The 14,886-nt window shown below is 62.1% G+C and carries 13 protein-coding genes; 10 read left to right on the forward strand and 3 right to left on the reverse strand.

All coding sequences use genetic code 11. The annotated features are described in order from the left end of the window. The 5 genes from GX181_05970 to GX181_05990 all read left to right on the forward strand — a co-directional run. Positions 1 to 368: FtsX-like permease family protein (locus tag GX181_05970; GenBank protein ID NLM71485.1), on the forward strand; the 368-nt coding region annotated here is incomplete at its 5' end. 159 nt (positions 369 to 527) lie between these two features. Further along, positions 528 to 923 (forward strand): translation initiation factor, encoded by a 396-nt coding sequence (locus tag GX181_05975; protein ID NLM71486.1) that lies wholly within the window; start codon positions 528 to 530, stop codon positions 921 to 923. 27 nt (positions 924 to 950) lie between these two features. Beyond that, complete coding sequence (locus GX181_05980) at positions 951 to 2,096, forward strand: 2-oxoacid:acceptor oxidoreductase subunit alpha (GenBank protein ID NLM71487.1); 1,146 nt, start codon at positions 951 to 953, stop codon at positions 2,094 to 2,096. After that, positions 2,093 to 2,905 (forward strand): 2-oxoacid:ferredoxin oxidoreductase subunit beta, encoded by an 813-nt coding sequence (locus GX181_05985; GenBank protein NLM71488.1) that lies wholly within the window; start codon positions 2,093 to 2,095, stop codon positions 2,903 to 2,905. Before GX181_05980 ends, GX181_05985 begins: the two co-directional genes overlap by 4 nt. Further along, the gene (locus tag GX181_05990) at positions 2,902 to 3,438 is read left to right on the forward strand and encodes a 2-oxoglutarate synthase (GenBank protein ID NLM71489.1); all 537 of its coding nucleotides are present in this window, start codon (positions 2,902 to 2,904) and stop codon (positions 3,436 to 3,438) included. Before GX181_05985 ends, GX181_05990 begins: the two co-directional genes overlap by 4 nt. 17 nt (positions 3,439 to 3,455) lie before the next feature. Here the strand turns inward: GX181_05990 and GX181_05995 are convergent, their stop codons facing one another. Beyond that, positions 3,456 to 5,828 (reverse strand): HAMP domain-containing protein, encoded by a 2,373-nt coding sequence (locus GX181_05995; protein ID NLM71490.1) that lies wholly within the window; start codon positions 5,826 to 5,828, stop codon positions 3,456 to 3,458. A 712-nt stretch (positions 5,829 to 6,540) separates the two neighbouring features. Between GX181_05995 and GX181_06000 the strand changes: the two genes are divergently transcribed. From GX181_06000 to GX181_06015, 4 genes are all read left to right on the forward strand, one after another. After that, entirely contained in the window at positions 6,541 to 8,364 is a 1,824-nt protein-coding gene (locus tag GX181_06000; protein NLM71491.1) for a methyl-accepting chemotaxis protein, read from the forward strand. Positions 8,365 to 8,392: 28 nt separating this feature from the next. Next, positions 8,393 to 8,857, forward strand: a complete 465-nt coding sequence (locus GX181_06005) for a chemotaxis protein CheW (GenBank protein NLM71492.1) — start codon at positions 8,393 to 8,395, stop codon at positions 8,855 to 8,857. A gap of 215 nt (positions 8,858 to 9,072) precedes the next feature. Then, the gene (locus tag GX181_06010; GenBank protein ID NLM71493.1) at positions 9,073 to 10,254 is read left to right on the forward strand and encodes an amidohydrolase; all 1,182 of its coding nucleotides are present in this window, start codon (positions 9,073 to 9,075) and stop codon (positions 10,252 to 10,254) included. Positions 10,255 to 10,258: 4 nt separating this feature from the next. After that, a complete protein-coding gene (locus tag GX181_06015) occupies positions 10,259 to 11,449 on the forward strand; it encodes a pyridoxal phosphate-dependent aminotransferase (protein NLM71494.1) in 1,191 nt (396 codons plus the stop codon). On the opposite strand, the gene GX181_06020 is transcribed toward GX181_06015, so the two are convergent. Further along, on the reverse strand, positions 11,446 to 12,342 hold the full coding sequence (locus tag GX181_06020) for an EamA family transporter (protein ID NLM71495.1): 897 nt from the start codon (positions 12,340 to 12,342) through the stop codon (positions 11,446 to 11,448). The two genes, GX181_06015 and GX181_06020, sit on opposite strands and share 4 nt — an antisense overlap. Positions 12,343 to 12,554: 212 nt before the next feature. On the opposite strand from GX181_06020, the gene GX181_06025 reads away from it, so the two are divergent. Next, entirely contained in the window at positions 12,555 to 13,271 is a 717-nt protein-coding gene (locus tag GX181_06025) for a hypothetical protein (protein NLM71496.1), read from the forward strand. 48 nt (positions 13,272 to 13,319) lie between these two features. On the opposite strand, the gene GX181_06030 is transcribed toward GX181_06025, so the two are convergent. Further along, positions 13,320 to 14,879 (reverse strand): hypothetical protein, encoded by a 1,560-nt coding sequence (locus GX181_06030; GenBank protein ID NLM71497.1) that lies wholly within the window; start codon positions 14,877 to 14,879, stop codon positions 13,320 to 13,322. Positions 14,880 to 14,886: the final 7 nt, after the last annotated feature.

A 14,886-nucleotide genomic window follows, 5' to 3' on the forward strand; every position in this document is an offset into this window, starting at 1 on the left:
GGGCAGTGGCCTCGGTATCCCTGCTGGTGGGCGGCATAGGGATAATGAACATAATGCTCGTCTCCGTCACCGAGCGCACCCGCGAGATAGGCATAAGAATGGCCATAGGGGCGAGGGGCGCCGACATACGCACCCAGTTCCTGATGGAGGCTCTGCTGCTCTCCGTCGCAGGCGGCCTCTTCGGCATAGGGCTGGGCACTTCCGCGTCCAAGATAATCACCGGCCTTCTGAACTGGCCGACCGTCATATCGCCCGGCTCCGTGATACTTGCCTTCGTCTTCTCCGCGCTGGTGGGGATCTTCTTCGGCTTCTACCCCGCCTGGAAGGCCTCCCTGCTGAACCCGATAGACGCCCTCCGCAGGGAGTAGCACCTATGTCATCCCGAGCGAATGCGAGGGATCTCGCCTTTGCGGCGTGGATTCACCCAGGTCCCTCCGTCGCTCCGCGCCGTTCGGGACGACAGGAATGAGATCCCTCCTAAGCTTGTTCGGGACGACAGAAGCAAACTGAAGAAGGAGGTGAACCAGATGGCAAGAAAGGAAAAACGACCCCGCATCGAAACGGAGGCCGACGGGTCGCCTCTTTCACTCTCACTGGGCGCGCTGCTCGGCAGGGAGGAGAGGCTTCGCTCCCCCGAGGAAGTCCTGCCCGAGGAGTTAAAGCCCCCCTCTCCGCCCCGCGAGCTGCCGGGGCGTGTCGTCCTTTCGCGCGAGACGAAGGGGCGCGGGGGAAAGACGGTCACTCGGCTCTCCTTCCGGGAGGGCGCACCGTCGGATGTCGAGGGCCTGGCGAAAAAACTTCGCGGGACGATCGGATGCGGAGGGACGGTCGAGGATGGAGACATCCTGCTGCAGGGCGACCAGATGCAGCGCGCCCGTTCATGGTTCGAGGCGCGGGATGTAAGGGTCACCGGACCGAGCTAAAACATTCTGTGTATTAAGGAGGTCTACATGACGAAGGATAGAGTTGTATTCGCCTCGGGCAACGAGGCGATCACGGAGGGAGCGATCGCCGCCGGGGCGCGGTTCTACGCGGGGTACCCGATAACGCCATCCTCCGAGGTCGCCGAGTCCGCGGCGCGCAGGCTGCCGGAGCTCGGCGGCGTTTTCATACAGATGGAGGACGAGCTGTCCAGCATGGCGGCCATCATAGGCGCGTCCGTGGCCGGCGCCAGGGCCTTCACGGCCACCAGCGGCCCCGGCTTCTCGCTGATGCAAGAGAACCTCGGCATGGCGGTGATGGGCGAGATACCGTGCGTCGTGGTGAACGTGCAGAGGTCGGGGCCCTCCACCGGTATGGCTACCAAGCCAGCCCAGGGAGACGTGATGCAGGCTCGCTGGGGGACTCACGGCGACCACGGGATAATCGCCCTGGTCCCGTCGTCGGTGCAGGACTGCTACGACATGACAATCCGCGCCTTCTCCCTGGCCGACAGGTACCGCACTCCGGTTGTGCTGCTGGCCGACGCGGCCGTCGCGAAGCTGAAGGAGAGAGTGTTCTACCGAATGCCGTCCGAGGCCGATGTCGCAGGCAGGGCCCTTCCGTCGTGCGCGCCGGAGGAGTTCCGCCCGTTCGCCGTGGACCCGGACGAGAGGGAGATCGCCCCCCTGCCGCCCTTCGGCGGCGACTATATCTTCCGGGTGACCGGCTCCATGCACGACGAGAGGGGCGGTCAGAACGCCACGCCCGGGAACGCCGACAGGGTCATCAGGCACCTGGTGGACAAGCTTGAAAAAAACCGCTCGGACATCGTACAGGTGCACGGCCTGATGCTGGAGGACGCGGAGGGCGCGATCATCTCTTACGGCTGCTCGGCGAGGGCCTCCCGCGCCGCGGCCAGGCGAGCCAGGGCACAGGGTCTGCGCGTGGGCCTGCTGGAGCTCTCCACCCTGTGGCCATTCCCGGACGACGAGGTGAGAGAGGTCCTGTCCCGGGTGAAGCTGGCGGTGGTCGCCGAGATGAACCTTGGACAGGTGGAGCGAGAAATCCGAAGGCTTAACGATTACGGAACGTCCGTGCTGGGGGTCAACCGGGTGGACGGGACCCTATTGAAGCCGGCCGAGATCCTCGCGCCGATCGCGGAGGCACTGTCATGAGCGCCCGCAGATACATGGACTACCTCGTCACCCGCAAGCTTCCGACCATCTGGTGCCCGGGTTGCGGCAACGGCATCGTGCTGAAGGCCATCCTGCACGCCTTCGCCGACCTCGGGCTCGACCGGAAAAAGACGGTGGCCGTGTCCGGCATCGGCTGCTGGGGGTGGGCGGACGACTACCTGGACGTTAACGCGTTCCATGGGACGCACGGACGGGCGCTCGCCTTCGCCACCGGCATAAAGCTGGCCAATCCCGATCTTAACGTGATAGTGCTGATGGGCGACGGGGACGGGGCCACGATAGGAGGAAACCACCTGATCCACGCTGCTCGGCGCAACGTGGACCTGACAGCTGTGGTGGTGAACAACTTCAACTACGGCATGACAGGAGGCCAGTATTCCAGCGTCACCCCGGAGGGAAGCGTGACCTCGACATCGCCGCTCGGCCATGCGGAGGCGCCGTTCGACCTGTGCTCCCTCGCGGCAGCAGCGGGTGCTCCGTACGTCGCGCGCGGGTCCGTGCTGGACGGGGGGCAACTGCGGCGCTTCGTGCGCGACGGACTGTCCAGGAGTGGCTTCTCCTTCATAGAGGTCCTCTCCGTCTGCACCACCCAATACGGGCGGCGAAACCTGGCGAGGGAGGCTTTCGACATGTACGGCAAGCTGAGGGAGATGATCCTTCCCTCCGGCGAGTCCCCTCGCGGCGGAAAACTACCGGTGGGAGTCCTTGCGGATAGGGAGGCCGAGGACTGGTACAGCCGCTACAGGCGGGCGACCGCCGGAGCAGGCGGGAAGGAGGGCGGCAGATGAGCAGGGCGAACGAATACTTCTCCCTGGTGCTAGCCGGAGTAGGAGGACAAGGACTGGTCACCATGGGGACTCTGCTGGGGGAGGCCGCGGTGATCGAGGGGCGCAACGCCTGTATGTCCTCCACCTACGGCACGGAGGCAAGGGGGTCATTCACCAGGACGGACGTGATAGTCGGCGACGGGGAGATTGACTTCATCGGGGCCGAGTCCCCCCGCCTGGTCCTCTGTTTGGCGCAGGAGGCATTGGACCGCTGCCTGCTCATCCTCGAGGCCGGGGATGAAGACGCGATCTTCCTGTACGACAGCGGCCTTGTGACTCCCTCGCCCGACATCCGGGCGAACAGCGCCTGTGCGCCATTCGCCCGGATAGCATCTGAAATGGGTCGGCCGGGATCCGCCAACCTGGTCGCGCTCGGTGCAGCGGTCAGGCTGACGGGTGCTGTGAAGGCGGACTCGATAAGGGCGGCCGCAGGCAGACTTGGAGAGGGAGCACAGCTCGCCGTCGACCGCGGGTACGACTGTATAAGCCAGTAGTCGGGGTCGGCGTCCGTCTATCGGAAGGAACCCTTCAGCAGCGAGTCGAGATCCTTGATCACCGCACGGGAGCTCTTCCCAAGGAGTGCGTACAGCTTGGCCGCACCCTTGACGTCGCCGTCCCGGTAGGCCTCGGCGGCCTGTCTCGCCATCTCGTGCACCTCTCTGTGCGGGGCCTCTATGCGCTCGAACTCCGCCCTGTCCCTGAACGGGTTCCCAGGGGAAAAGTACCACCTGCCGAGCCTGCACTCGGTGTGCGCGTCCACATCCTCCGGATCGACACTGTCCAGCCCCTTCAGCATGTTGCTGATGCGAGCCTTCCACAGCAGGTGGTCGGACTTTGCCCTCTTGATCAGCTCGGAGTCCGGAAGAGCCTCGCCATCGTCGTCCTGCAGCCTGAATACGCTGACGGCCTCGTTGAGCTGCGAGGCCATCTCGCTCAACTCCTCGGTGCCAGTGCCGATCATCTCCATCGAGGCGGTCGTCTCCTCGGTGGCGGCCGCCACCTGCTCGGATTTCTCAGCGGTCGAGCCGATGACCTCGCCCATGGACTTGATTAGCTCTATGATCTTCTCGGAGCTGGCGACCTCCTCCTCGGTTATCGAGACTATGCTCTCTGTCGCCTCCCCTGACTGGGCAGTCGCGTCCAGGATAAGGTCAAGCGCCTCCCTTGCACGGCGCATTACCTCTTCTCCCAGCTCCGTCTCGCTTCTGCTTTCGCGTATCCCTTCGACGGCGGCCTCTATCCGCTCCACTATCTTGCGGACCAGCTGGACCACCTCGCCTGCCTCCTTGTCTGACTGCTCGGCCAGCAGGCGGACCTCGTCGGCCACGACGGCGAAGCCCCTTCCCGACTCCCCGGCACGGGCCGCCTCAATAGCAGCGTTCAGGGCGAGAAGATTGGTCTGCTGTGCGATGCCTGTGATGGCCTCGGTTATGGAGCTTATCTGGCGGGAGTATCCGGCGAGTACCTCCATGTCCTCCTCGGTCTTGCCCGCGAGCACGCCGATATTCTCCATGGCGGACGCGGCCTCGCTAACGGTCGCATGTCCCTCCCTAGCCGCCTCGAGCGTCCGCGCCGAGTCCTCCAGCACCCCCTGCCCCTTGCGCCTCGCCATCTGTATCAGTGACGAGAGCTCCAACAGCACCTGGTTGGTCTCCACCGACGTCTCGTTGCCCCTTTCCGCCTCCTCGGAGACAGCCGCTATGTTATAAGCCACCTCCTGCGATGCGGACGACACCTCGGACGCCGAGACGGCGATCTGCCCCGCCGACGAGGCCAGATCCTCCGACGCACGGCGGGCCCTGCCGACTATCTCCGCCTGTCGCTGCACCATCTGGTTGAACGTGGCGGTAAGCTCCGAGATCTCGTCGTCCCTGCTTATCTCCCCGTGCACGGTCAGGTCGCCGCCGCCCGCCGCCGCCATCAGCCTGCGCAGTTCGAGCATCGGAGCCGCGATCCTGCCCGCAAGCAGCACGCCGAAGACCGTTGATACGACCAGCACGGCCAGAACGGCCATGAGGACGCTCCTCGCGATGTCCATCCTGACGGCGGCCATGCTCTCCAGCGACACGGACGACCCCGTCATGCCCGTTATCTCTCCGTCCGCACCCGTCAGAGGTGAGAAAACCGTGAGATAGTCAGACCCGAACACCGGGTCTTCGGCCAGGACGGGCCTTTGCCCCTCTTTCACTAGAGCGAATATCTCCTCTGTCCCCGGCTCCTCTCCGGAGGGCCTCGTTCCGTCCGGCCCCGTAGCCGTGGCCGCAACGCGCTCCGCCCCCAGGAAGAGAGAGAACTCCCCGCCCAGAAGCGCCTTCGCCTCGTCCATCATCGTGTTCTGACTGGCGACGTACCCGGACGAAAGCGCTCCCACCACCGTGCCATCACCGCTGCGCACGGGTGCGCCGGCGCGAACCGACAGCTTCACGTATTTGCCCTCTTCGATGCCGACGAACTGCTTGCCCGACAGAGCCTCGCGGATGTTCCTCTGGTTGGATATACTATCGTCCGGGCCGGGGATCTCGTCCGGGATGTGCGCCCGAATCAGGGCCGTTCCCTTCAAGTCGGCGACCACCAGGTATTCCAGCTCTCCATTCTCGATCATCGGCACCGTGATGGCCTTGAGCGAGTCGAAATCCCTCGCGTCAATCGCATCGGCAAGCCCCGGGTGGGCGGCTAGGTTCCGCACGTGCGCCAGGGCCTGCTCCTTGTAGTTCTGTAGCATCATATCCAGCCCGGAGGCGTTCACCCGGACGTTGCGCTCAAGCTCCGTCCCTAACCGCGCGCCCGCTATCCTGACAGCTATGAACCCTGCCGCCGCCGCGGAGAGGATGGAAAAAAGGGATATAAAAACTACAAGCCTCGCTCTCAGTGAATACAGTCTCATTGAAAGACACCTCTCATCCCGTGTTGTATCCGGACTTTTCTCTTATGACCAGGTTGTCCGTATGCAGGATATAGTATGCCATCCAGCGCGCAGGCGCGCAAGCTCGCGACACGGCAGGGGAACTGTCATCCAGAGGCGGTTTTGCCGGCGAGGAATCTCCACAATCATCCCCTCAACATTCACGCATAAAAAAATGAGCCTCGATGCCCTGCCCTATCTTGAGAAATTACGAGCCCGGCCAACGCTGCGGAAGCGCTGTTGATCATGGATTGCGGTATTGTTTTGAATCAGGATAACCGAAAGTCGATGCTCTTGAATAATAGAATTTTTACATGTATGATTTTGCATACCTGTTTCCATGGGAGAGAATCATTCACATGCCTCAAAATATCAATCCATGGAGAGGAGGGAAGCCGTGTGCCTGACGAGGAGAGAATCTGCCGCGTCGATCAAAGCCCTTGCCCCTCCGCTGAAAATATGCGGTTCCTGCATGATACGGCACCTATGTCCGGGTGAGAGGGACCTTTCTCCACACGCATCCCCGTGCAGGTCTCACCTTATACCCAGACCATGACCACAAACGAACGCTCCCCTCCTACGCGGCCAGAAACAGCATGTATTCTTATTGTAGGCGAAATAAGAATTACATATATCAGCGGTTTTTCCATTCTCACTACCCGTCAATATTAAAACAGAATAGGAGTGATCCAGCATGATGAGTTTTCTAAGAAATCTTACCATACGCACCCGTCTTTTCCTTCTGACCGCAGTGCTCTGTGTTTTCACAGCGATAGCCTCGTGGGTGGGCTATACCAGGCTGGTGGATGCGGGAGAGGGGTTGGACATGATGTACGGCAGGGGCGTGCTTCCGATTCAGTGGCTGAACGACTCTAGAACAAACTGCCAGGCGATAATAGCTTCCCAGTTGAACCTGATGCTCACAGTTGACGATAATGAAAACCGCGCCCATGTGGAGGAGATAGAAAGACGAAGAAGGCAAAACGATACGAACCTGGAGAACTACGGGAGCATAGAGCTGGACGACTTCGAAAAGAGCAAACTTGAGGAGGCCAAAAAACACCTCGCCGAGTTCCGGCGCGGCAGCAACGAGGTGATCAAGCTGGCACTCGAGAATAAGAACGCCGAGGCCTATGAACATTACGCGCAATATGTCGTCGAAGCGAACGAAAACTACAGAGAGGTCATACGCGAGCTTTCCGATTACTGCACCGAAGCCGCGAAAGACGCGAACGAGGAAAACGACAGGAATACGGCCACCGCCCTGCGCCTGTTACTGATCACCGCCATAGCTGCGGTGTTGCTCGGCGCACTTTTAGGCCTGTTGATAGAGAGGTCGATAAACAGACCATTAGGCGCAGTCATGGGAGTTCTCCGCAAGATAGCCGCCCTGGACGTTACGTTCGACTCCTCCAAGGCCTGGCTGACGAACTACAAGAAGAACGAGATAGCCGAGATGGTAAAGTGTACTATCGCAATCGAGGAGGCGATAAGCGAGTTTCTCGGGAACATCGCGGGTGCTTCCAATAGGCTTGGAGAGACCTCGGAGGAGTTCTCAGCCCTGGCTGAGGAGTCGAACGCCGGCGTAGAGGAGTCACGGGCAGGAGTCGATGACGTATCCTCCCAGATGGAGAACCTTGCCGCTGCAACTCAGGAGATAACCGCTTCCGTCGAGGAGGTGGCCAGCGGCGCACAGTCCTCGGCGCAGAAGAGCACCGATATGGCATCGGAGGTCGAGCAGGCCAGGAGCGCGGGCGAGGAGGGAGTAAGAGCGGTCGGCAAGGCAGTGACAAGCATAAAGAAAGTTGCATCGGACGCTGAGGAGTCGGCAAAAGAGGTCAAGAGCCTTGGGGACAGGGCGCGCGAGATACAGAACTTCGTGGCCCAGATTGGCGGTATTGCAGACCAGACCAACCTGCTGGCTCTGAACGCCGCCATAGAGGCAGCGCGCGCAGGAGAGGCGGGACGAGGCTTCGCGGTTGTCGCTGAGGAGGTTAGAAAGCTAGCGGAGGAGAGCAACGAGGCGGCCAAGAAGATAGCCGATCTCGCCGGTATAATAACAAAGGATCTGGACAAGGTCGTCTCTTCGGCCGAATCCAACATGAAGGACTCCATAGATTCAAGCAACCTGGCGGAGGAGACGCGGGAGACTATAGACAGGATGATGGAGGCACTATCCAGGATAGCCTCTGCTACGCAGGACATGGCCGCGGTGTCGCAGGAGCAGGCGGCGTCCAGCGAGGAGATAGCGAGCGCGGTTCAGAACATAGCCTCGAGAGTGAACGACTCCGCCTCGTCCGCAGACCTGGTAAGAGGCCAGATGGCCGAAGTAGGCGAGTCGGCGGAGCGTGTAGCCAAGGGGTCGGAGGAATTGTCCGGTTTGGCCGCGGACCTTCAGAAGATGGTCGCTGCGTTTAAATACGATGCCATAGAACCTTCAGGACAAGTCGGACTGGTTCCAGTAAACGGCGAAAAGCCCAAACCCAAGGCGAAGACAACTGTCAAGGCCCCCATATAGACAGCTTCGGTCGAAAGGAGGAGACGTCATGGCAGAGCAACAGTTAGTGATATTCGGCCTCGGCAAGGAGGAGTTCGGAATAGACATCTCAAGCGTCAGGGAGATAGTCAAGATACAGCACATAACCACAATTCCCCAATCTATGGACTTTGTCGAGGGCATTGTGAACCTCAGGGGAGTGATTGTCCCCATAGTCGACCTGAACAAGAAGTTCATGACCACGGCTTATGGAGACTCCGACGACGCGGAGATGCGCATCATAGTGGTGAACATGGCGGGGCAGAACATAGGCATTCTTGTGGATGCGGTATCGGAGATCCTGCGCGTTCCTGACGAAGCTATCGAGCCGACTCCTCCGATTGTCTCAAGCGGGATAAGCTCGGACTTCATCAAGGGAGTGGCCAAAGTCGGAGAGAGGCTGATAATCTTCCTCGACCTCGACCGCATCTTCTCCGCCGAGGAGCAGGAGGCACTGGCGAGCGCGGCACAGTAGGGCCTTTGTCGTCCCGAGGCGGTTTCTTGCCGAGGGATCTCGATTTTGACGTCACTCTCTCGAGATCCCTCCTCCCTTTGGTCGTCGGGATGACAATCGGGTAGGAGGGGCCGTGCCCCTAACCGCGAAGCAGGCAAGCGAAATTACACTTTTCCCCTTCCTCTCATGTTATCATCAGCTCATAGAGTCTTCAGCACGTTCGAGGAGATGATCCAATGCATGGTATTCGAGAGAGGGCGCAAGCCCTGCAGGGGCAGATCGTGGCTTGGAGGCGGGCGCTGCACGCTACGCCTGAGATCGGCTTTGACACGCCCCTGACGGAGAGGTTCATAGTGGACGAGCTGGTGAAGATGGGCGTGGACTCGGTACTCCACGGGGACGGCAGGCACGGTGTGACGGCCCTGGTAAAGGGAGGCAGGCCCGGCGGGGTGGTCGGCATGCGCGCGGACTACGACGCTCTTCGCATAGTCGAGGAGACTGGGCTGCCCTTCGCGGCCACCAACGGCAACATGCACGCCTGCGGTCACGACGCTCACGCGGCTATGCTGCTGGGTACGGCGCGCTTGCTGCTGGAGCTGCGCGAGGAGCTGCCGGGCTCGGTCAAGCTGATCTTCCAGCCTTCGGAGGAGGACGGCAAGGGCGCGGCGGCCATGATCGAGGACGGTGTGCTGGAGAACCCGGCGATGGACGCGATCATCGGGCTGCACACCGGGAACCTGTGGAAGGGGTTCAAGTCCGGGGAGCTCGGCTACCGACACGGCGCTCTCATGGCGGCTGCCGACTGGTTCAGGATCACGTTCGAGGGTAAGGGAGGGCACGGCGCGACTCCGCACCTGACGGTGGACCCCCTGACGATGGCCGCCCAGACCGTGATAATGCTGCAGCAGGTGGCGAGCCGAGAGGTCAGCCCGTTCGAGCCCGTGGTGCTGACGGTCGGGACGATCCATGGGGGTGCGATGCCGAACATCATCGCGGAGAACTGCGTCATCGAGGGGACCTTCCGCTGCATGTCCCACGAGGTTCGGGAGTTCTTGATCAGACGCATCAACGAGATGTGCGAGGACGCGGCACGGGCGATGAGGGGCAGGGCCGAGGTTTACTTCGGCGACGGAACTCCTCCGCTGCTGAACGACAGGGCGATGACGGATGAGCTTCGACGAGCGATGGAAGACATCGTCGGGGCGGAGAAAGTCCACGAGATCGCCGAGCCGACGATGGGGGCCGAGGACATGGCGCTCTTCCACGAGAGGGTGCCGGGGTCGTACTTCTACCTTCCGGCGAGCTTCGACGACGAGGCTCGGAACTTCCCCCACCATCATCCGAAGTTCGACCTGAACGAGGACGTCCTCTGGATTGGTCCGGCTGTGATGGCGCGATTCGCAATGAACAGGAGTTGACAAGATGACTGCATACGACTTCGACACGATCATAGACAGGAGAAACACGGACTGTGCCAAGTGGGACGACATGACGGGCCTCTTCGGGACGAACGACCTTCTTCCGATGTGGGTGGCGGATATGGACTTCAAGGCGCCCCCCGAGGTGATAGAGGCACTGCGCGACAGGGTGGACCACGGGATATTCGGCTACACCCGCCGCCTGGACCACTACAGGGAGTCGATCGCGGCCTGGTTCCTCCGCAGGCACGGGTGGAGTATCGACACGTCCTGGATACGACACGCACCGGGGGTGGTCCCCGCCCTCTCGATGGCTGTGCTGGCCTTCACTCAGCCGGGCGAGGGCATTTTGGTTCAGCCGCCGGTCTACTACCCCTTCTTCTCCACCATCAAGGGGCGCGGCCGCACGGTGGTGGAGAACCCGCTGAAGTTCGACGGCAAGCGCTTCACGATGGACTTCGACGACCTGGAGCGCAAGCTGGACGACTCGTCGGTGAAGCTGGTCTTCCTATGCTCCCCGCACAACCCCACCGGGCGAGTCTGGACCCGGGAGGAGCTGACCAGGTTCGGCGAGCTATGCGCGGCCAGAGGCGTGGTGGTGGTCTCCGACGAGATTCACTGCGACATTCTGTTCGGCGGCGCGAAGCACACGCCCCTGGCGGACGTGTCGGACGAGATGAAGGAGCTGACCATCACGACCGTCGCGCCGAGCAAGACGTTCAACATCGCGGGGCTTGCTACCTCGGCCGTGATCATCCCGTCGCGCAGGCTTCGCGACGACTACCAGTCCATCGTGGATTTCCTTCACATCGACGGGTCCAACGTATTCGGCGCGACCGGGCTGATGGCGGCTTACGACAGAGGCGAGGCGTGGCTGGACGCCCTGCTGGTCTATCTTGAGGATAATTTGGACTATATCGATGAATTCCTGGCGGAACATCTGCCGATGGTCAGGATGGTGCGCCCGGAGGGGACATATGTGCCCCTGCTGGACTGCCGCTCGTTCGGGCTCACGGGGCCGGAGCTGGAGAGGCTGCTGGTGGAGAGGGGCAAGGTGGCCCTGGACGGCGGGCACTGGTTCGGCACGGGCGGCGAGGGCTTCATAAGGATAAACATCGCCGCGCCGCGTTCGCTGCTGAAGGACGGGCTTGAGCGCATCGCAGCGACCCTCGCCCCCCTGGCCAAAGAGGCTTAGGGGCCGCTCTGTTCGTCCGGCTCGCCCTGCAGAGCGAGCAACGACACCCCGGCGAAGGTGAGCACGATGCCAGCCCAGCCGAGGGCGTTCATCCTCTCCCCCAGCAGGAATACACCTAGCAGCGAGGCGGTGAGCGGTTCGGCCGCGGTAAGGGTGACGCTGGTGGATGCCGGGACCATCGTTAGCCCCTTGAGGAACAGGAAGTAAGGCAGCGCGGTCGCGAAGAGCCCGAGATGAAGCGCGACCGCCAGACCTCTCGGATCGGCGAGCCACGCAGGCGGGTTCACCAGGAGCACCGGCAGCATCACGAGACCCGCCCCTCCAAAGATCACACCGTTGACGGCGTCGGGCGGACGGTCCTTCACCAGGTACTTGCTTGAGAGTACAAAAATAGCGTAGGAAGCGCCGGCACCGACGGAATATAGCATCCCCACAGGGTTGACAGTGCTGCCCGCGTCGCCCGAGAGGGTCAAGAGGGTGCATCCGCCTATCGCGAGCAGGCTGGAAAGATACCAGATTTTGGACGGTCGCTCCCGGAGGGTGAAGTACCCCAGGAGCCCTGTGATGACAGGGGCGCTGGCCAGCGCCGTCAGGGTTCCGACGGCGACCCCCGTCCTGGCGGTCCCGGTGAAGAAGAATGGCTGGTAGGCGGCGGTGGACAGTATCGCCAGGGCGGCGGGGATCTTCGGCCACTTGCCGAGTCCTTTGAATGAGCGCTTGACCAGCGCGAAAGTCAGCAGCACCGCCCCGCCTATCACAACGCGCAGAGCCCCGACCTCCAGAGACGTGGCGCCGGTGGGCGCCAGCGCCTGAGATGTCCCGGTGGTGCCCCACAGCATGGCGCCGAACAGCACAAGAAGAGCTCCCTTTATGGTGTTTCCCCTGGCCTGCATGGACCTCAATCCTTTCGAGTAAGGTACGTCGCGCCCTGCTTGATAATGGCGGATCGTCATGTATTATGACATATTTTTACGATTTCAAGAGAGTTTTTACTGCTCTTTGTTGGTATCGTTTTTTTCTTCGGCGAGCTTGACGCCTTGGCGGGAGGGAGGTAGGCTGTGTACAGCCGCGGTTCCACGGCGAATTTCGTTTTGGGGGCTTTCTCATGAAGGAGCTATTCTACACCATCGCGGACGAGGTCTTCGAGGAGTTTCCCGGCTACGCCAGGGGCATTCTTGTAGCCAGGGGTCTGAAAAACGGGCCGTCGCCGGACGAGCTGACCGGCCTGCTCAGGGAGGCGGAGGGCTCGCTCAGATCGGCCCTGGGGGACGGCAACCCCGCGGAGCATCCCCGGATCGCCTCTTGGCGCGAGGCCTTTAGAAAGCTAGGGATGAAGCCTGCGGAGCATCGTTCCTCGATCGAGGCGATGGCGCGCCGGGTCATCAAGGGGCACGAGCTGCCGTCGATAAACGCGCTTGTCGATATGGGCAACGTACTCTCGCTACGGCACGTGCTGCCCTGCGGAGGTCACTCGCTGGACGAGGTGACGGAGGACATCTGCCTGTGCCCCGCGGTCGGCGACGAGTTGTTCGTACCGTTCGGCGGGACTGAGGAGGAGCATCCCTCTCCGGGCGAGTTCGTCTTTCTCGAGGGAAAGAAGGTGCTGACCAGGCGGTGGTGCTGGCGGCAGGCGAACCACACCCTCACCCTGCCCGAGACGAGGGACTTCATCTTCAACGTCGATGCCCTGCCGCCGGTGAGTCCCGACGAGGCCCTGGAGGTCTGCCGGGAGATGGAGGAGCTGATGGCCCGCTTCTGCGGAGGAGAGTCGTTCCGTACTGGGCTTCTGAGCGCCGAGACTCCACGGTTGAGCCTGTCGTAAGACAAAAAAAGGGGCGGCATAGGTACGCCGCCCCCCTCGTATCGCCGACTATTTCAGTATACCTATCAGGTGACCCGCCTGTATCCTCCTGTCCACGTAGGATAGTTGAACCTGGCAAGCCCCGTCCAGCCCGGCATCCACGAACAGCCAGAGCACGCGGGTCTCGGGCAGAAGCCACGCGGCCTCGAAGAAGATGCCCTGGTCTGTGAATATGGTCGGTTTGCCGTGCTCCTGCGAGATATCATCGACCATGGCGTCGAAGGTCTTCTTCCTCCAGTCGAGGGTGTTGGGCAGCACCCTGGTCTTTACGGCGCCGTGCACCTTGAGTATGTTGCCCTTGTAGGCCTCTATGTTGAAGTAGGTGGACGCCGCCTCGGCACGCACGTAGGATGGGAAGGGGCTCTCCCTCGGGACGAACGGGTAGTGGACCACCCCGTAGGCCCCCTCCGCTCCACTCCTGTCCAGCTTTTCTACATCGGCCCTGTCGAACTCCCGCTCGATCGGCTCGCCTATTCGCACTCCCCAGACGGGCGACGGGGGAGAGACCTCCTTCACGGGCGCCTCGGCGGGCTTCTCTGGCTTGGGCTTGGCGGCCGGCTTCTCGAGCTTCTCGATCTCCTTCTCTACAGCCTTCTCGATCTCGTCGTCCGCGCCCAACTCCTCCATTACGGCGTCGATGGTCTCGGCTATCAGAGCGTCCAGCTCGTCCTCGTCCGCCTCGTCCAAGTCAGGCACCACCGGCTCGTCCTCGTCGGCTTCATCTGCCTCTGATTCGTCCGTCTCGTCGACGTCCGACTCCGGTTTCTCGATCTCGTCGGCCTCGTCGAGCTCCGGCTCGGGCTCCTCCTCGGCTTCGTCCGCCTCGGGCGCCTCGCTCTCCTTCTCCTCGGCGGCGAGGATCTCGGCTATGAGTTCGTCCAGTTCGTCGCCCAGGATTTCCTCCTCGAATATCTTCGCCTGGCGCTCCTGCGAGTCGAGGACGACTATCCCGAGTTCATCTTCGTCCTCTTCGTCCTCTTCGATATCTTCCTTCTCGGCCTCGATCTTCGCCGCCAGCGCCAAACGCTCCTTAAGCACCGCCTCTACGTCCGCCGCCAGCGACGCTGCGTAGTCGGCGTCCCTCTCCCTCGCGGACTCGATCGATCGTTCGCACCCCTCCTCGTCGCCGAGGAAGGCGCTCGCCCACGCCATGCCCTTGAAGGAGCGCAGGACCAGCTCCAGGTCTTCGGGGGCGGATTCGATGGCCCTCTGGAAGGACTCCAGCGCCCCCTTCTCGTTCCCCGCGCCCATCCTGGTCTCGCCAAGCCCGACGTGAAGCCACTCGACAAGGGCGCCGGACGGGGCCTCCAAGGCCCTTTTGAAGCGCTCCTCCGCGCTCTTCCAGTCCCCGAAGTAGCGCAGGCACCAGGCGGAGTAGTCGAGCGCCTCCCCGTCGTCGGGGTTCTCGGCCAGCAGCCGCTCGAACAGGGAGTAGGCCCCTCTGTAGTCCTGGACCTCGTAGAGGTTCCTGGCCCGTTCGCGCAGTAACTCGTCCGCGCGGGCGCCGCACGCCGTGAAGATGATGGCGGCGACGGCAGCTATCGCGAGCAAAACACCGTTCTTCCTCACCTTTTCC

It is taken from the genome of Synergistaceae bacterium (assembly GCA_012521675.1).
Taxonomy (GTDB): Bacteria; Synergistota; Synergistia; order Synergistales; family Aminobacteriaceae; genus JAAYLU01.

Excerpts from the sequence above, each read along its gene's own strand:
- GX181_05975 (NLM71486.1), top strand. The coding sequence starts at position 528 with ATGGCAAGAAAGGAAAAACGACCCCGCATCGAAACGGAGGCCGACGGG.
- GX181_05980 (NLM71487.1), top strand. The coding sequence starts at position 951 with ATGACGAAGGATAGAGTTGTATTCGCCTCGGGCAACGAGGCGATCACG.
- GX181_05985 (NLM71488.1), top strand. The coding sequence starts at position 2,093 with ATGAGCGCCCGCAGATACATGGACTACCTCGTCACCCGCAAGCTTCCG.
- GX181_05990 (NLM71489.1), top strand. The coding sequence starts at position 2,902 with ATGAGCAGGGCGAACGAATACTTCTCCCTGGTGCTAGCCGGAGTAGGA.
- GX181_05995 (NLM71490.1), bottom strand. The coding sequence starts at position 5,828 with ATGAGACTGTATTCACTGAGAGCGAGGCTTGTAGTTTTTATATCCCTT.
- GX181_06000 (NLM71491.1), top strand. The coding sequence starts at position 6,541 with ATGATGAGTTTTCTAAGAAATCTTACCATACGCACCCGTCTTTTCCTT.
- GX181_06005 (NLM71492.1), top strand. The coding sequence starts at position 8,393 with ATGGCAGAGCAACAGTTAGTGATATTCGGCCTCGGCAAGGAGGAGTTC.
- GX181_06010 (NLM71493.1), top strand. The coding sequence starts at position 9,073 with ATGCATGGTATTCGAGAGAGGGCGCAAGCCCTGCAGGGGCAGATCGTG.
- GX181_06015 (NLM71494.1), top strand. The coding sequence starts at position 10,259 with ATGACTGCATACGACTTCGACACGATCATAGACAGGAGAAACACGGAC.
- GX181_06020 (NLM71495.1), bottom strand. The coding sequence starts at position 12,342 with ATGCAGGCCAGGGGAAACACCATAAAGGGAGCTCTTCTTGTGCTGTTC.
- GX181_06025 (NLM71496.1), top strand. The coding sequence starts at position 12,555 with ATGAAGGAGCTATTCTACACCATCGCGGACGAGGTCTTCGAGGAGTTT.